We start from the raw sequence: 2,935 nt of genomic DNA, 5'->3' as shown, positions 1-2,935 counted from the left end.
TTCTTCCAGAGGAAGAACTTAACCTGACCCCGTTTTGGCTTCGGCTTTACGCCTTCTTGGCGGGGGCTTTCTTTGCCGGGGCCTTCTTGGCGGGGGCTTTCTTGGCGGCCGGCTTGGCCGTGGTCTTCTTCGCAGCGACCTGCTTGGACGCGGCTTTTTTCGCAGCGGGCTTGGCCGCGGCTTTCTTGCGCTTGTTCACGGCATAAACCGCGGCGCCCACGGCCGCCAGGGCGGCAGCGGTGACGGCGGTGCCAACCGGATGCTTGCGCACGGCCTTGATGGCGGCGGCTCCGCCTTTCTTCGCGGCGGCCAGGCCGGCGCCGGCGCCGACCAGGGCGCTGGCCTTGCTGGTGAGGTCGGAATTCTTCCAGGCCTTTTTGGCCATCGCGGTGCCGTCGTTCAACGTGGCCAGCGCGGTCGATACGATCTTGCTCGTCTTGCTCATGATGGACTCCGGAGGGATTGATAAATTTTGGGGTTGCCTGCTGCCTTTACAGCCTAACCCCAAACAGATGAACGGCGGTCACATCGCAGTCCGGCCTCAGGTGCCCCGCGGCTTGGCGCGATGGGTGGCGGCGGCGGTCCAGGGATCGTCCGGCCAGGGGTGGCGCGGGTAGCGGCCCTTCATTTCCTTGCGCACTTCGGGGTAGGTGTTGCGCCAGAAACTGCGAAGGTCCTGGGTCACCTGCAGCGGTTTTCCGCCCGGCGAAAGCAGGTGCAGGGTCAGCGGCACCCGGCCGTCGGCAATCCGCGGCGTATCGGCCAGGCCGAACAGCTCCTGCAGCTTCACCGCCAGCACCGGGGCGGCTCCCTGCGCGTACTCGATGCCGCGCTCCATGCCCGAGGGCACGGTGATGCGGCGCGGCGCCAGGGCGTCCACCTGCTGGCGCAGCGACCAGTCCAGGCCTGATTTCAGGGCTTCGCCCAGGGCCTGCTCATCCAGGGCATCGAGTCGGGTCTTGCCGGTGAAGGCCGGCTTGAGCCAGGCGTCACGGCTGGCCAGCAGCGCCTCGTCGGACAGGTCGGGCAGGCCCAGCTCGGGCAGCCAGTCACGCACGCAGCGCACGCGCTCGAGCCACTGGCGCAGGCCTTCGGTCCAGGGCAAGGCATCCAGCCCCAGTTCGCCGACCGCATCGCTCAGGGCCTGCGCGGCCAGCTTGGGGTCGGGGCGACCGGCGGGTTTGCTCTCCAGCGTGATCTTGTCGAAACCCCGCTCGCGGCGCGCCACCAGGGCGCGCGCCGCCGGGTCCCAGCGCACGATGTCGCCCTCGAAGAAGCGCGAGGGGAAGTCGCGCTGCAGCCGCGCCTCGTCCACCGGCGCGGCGCGCATCACCAGGGAGTCCTTGGTTTCGAAGCGCAGTTCGCTGGCGACGATCCAGGGTTCGCCGTAAAGCGCGCTGTCGTCGAAGATCCGCGCCATGCGCCCGTTGGCCAGCTGGTAGCGGCGCGGCTCGGTGGGATGCTGGCGGGCGATGCGTTCGGGGAAGGCATGCGCCAGCAGATCGCCCAGCAGGTGCGCAGGCGCGTCGCGCGGCGGCAGCGCATCGCAGCGCAGGCGGCGGCGCCACTGCCGGGCGGCGGCGTCGATCGCCGCGAGTGCGCCGCGATTCGCGTCCGGCGGCACGCGGCCGTGGCGCAGGGCCGCCAGCGCCTGCCAGCGGCTGGCGATGTCATCCCGGCGGCCGCGCAAGGGGTCGCGCGCTTCCACCAGGGCCGCCAGGTCGCAGGCCAGCGCACGCTCGGACGGGTCACGCGGCGCCTTGAGCATGGCCGCCAGCCGCGGATGCGTGCCCAACGCCAGCAGTGTCCGGCCGAAGGCCGTGATGCGGGCGTCCGCATCCACCGCGCCCAGACGCAGCAGCAGCTCGCGCGCCGCGCCCAGCGCGCCGGCGGGCGGGGCGTCCACGAAGCGCAGCGAGGATTCACCCCAGGCGGCCAGCTCGAGGGCCAGGCCGGCCAGTTCGACCTGGGCGATCTCCGGCGTGCGCATCGGCTCGAGCCGCTGCGAAGCCGGCCACAGGCGATAGCACCAGCCCTCGGCGACGCGGCCGGCGCGACCGGCGCGCTGGTCGGCCGAGGCCTGTGAAATGGCCACCGTTTCCAGCCGGGAAAAGCCCGAGTTCGGGTCATAGCGCGGCTCGCGCGCCTGGCCCGCGTCTATCACCACGCGCACCCCGGGCAGGGTGACCGAGCTTTCCGCCACGTTGGTGGCCAGGACGATGCGGCGCCGGCCCAGCGGGTCGGGCGACAGGGCGGCGGCCTGGGCATCGACGCTGAGCTCGCCGTGCAGGGGCAGCAGCTGCACCGCCGCGCCGGGCGCACCGCGTTGGGTCGCGCCCGCCGCATCTTCATCGCCCAGATGCGCCAGCGCCTTGATGGCGTCGCCGATCTCGCGCTGCCCGGGCAGGAACACCAGCAGGTCGCCGGGATGAAGCGCCAACGCCTCGTCCACGCACCGCCGCAGCTGTGCGGTCAGCGGTTCGTCGCGGCGCGCCGGGTAGTGCGCCAGCGTCACCGGGAAGCTGCGCCCGGCGCTGGTAAGCCGCGGCGCATCGAGCCAGCGCGCCAGCTTCTCGCCGTCCAGGGTGGCCGACATCACCACCAGCCGCAGGTCGTCGCGCAGCTGCGACTGCACGTCCAGCGCCAGCGCCAGCCCCAGGTCGCCGGCGAGATGGCGTTCGTGGAATTCATCGAACACGATCGCCGCCACGCCCTCCAGGGTCGGGTCGTCCTGGATCAGGCGGGTCAGGATGCCCTCGGTCACCACTTCCACCCGCGTGCGCGCCGACACCTTCGACTCGAAGCGGATGCGGTAGCCGACCGTTTCGCCCGGCGCTTCGCCCAGCTGTGCGGCCATGAAGCCGGCGGCGGCGCGGGCCGCGACGCGACGCGGCTCCAGCCCCAGGATCCGGCCGCCGGCCCGCCCCGGCGCCGA

Annotated in this window: 1 protein-coding gene and 1 pseudogene; one reads left to right on the top strand and one right to left on the bottom strand. The window is 72.0% G+C overall.

Features of this window, described 5'->3' with window-relative positions; translation table 11 throughout:
• A pseudogene (locus tag K0M70_RS16060) lies at positions 1-188 on the top strand (hypothetical protein); the annotation flags it as partial.
• 353 nt (positions 189-541) lie between these two features.
• Here K0M70_RS16060 and hrpB read toward each other — a convergent pair.
• Positions 542-2,935: ATP-dependent helicase HrpB (gene hrpB, locus K0M70_RS11865; protein WP_290782184.1), on the bottom strand; the 2,394-nt coding region annotated here is incomplete at its 5' end.

Source organism: Arenimonas sp. (assembly GCF_019459675.1).
In the GTDB taxonomy this organism is placed as follows: domain Bacteria; phylum Pseudomonadota; class Gammaproteobacteria; order Xanthomonadales; family Xanthomonadaceae; genus Arenimonas.
Note: the sequence above shows the minus strand (reverse complement) of the source record. Positions and strands in the feature narration are given on the sequence as shown.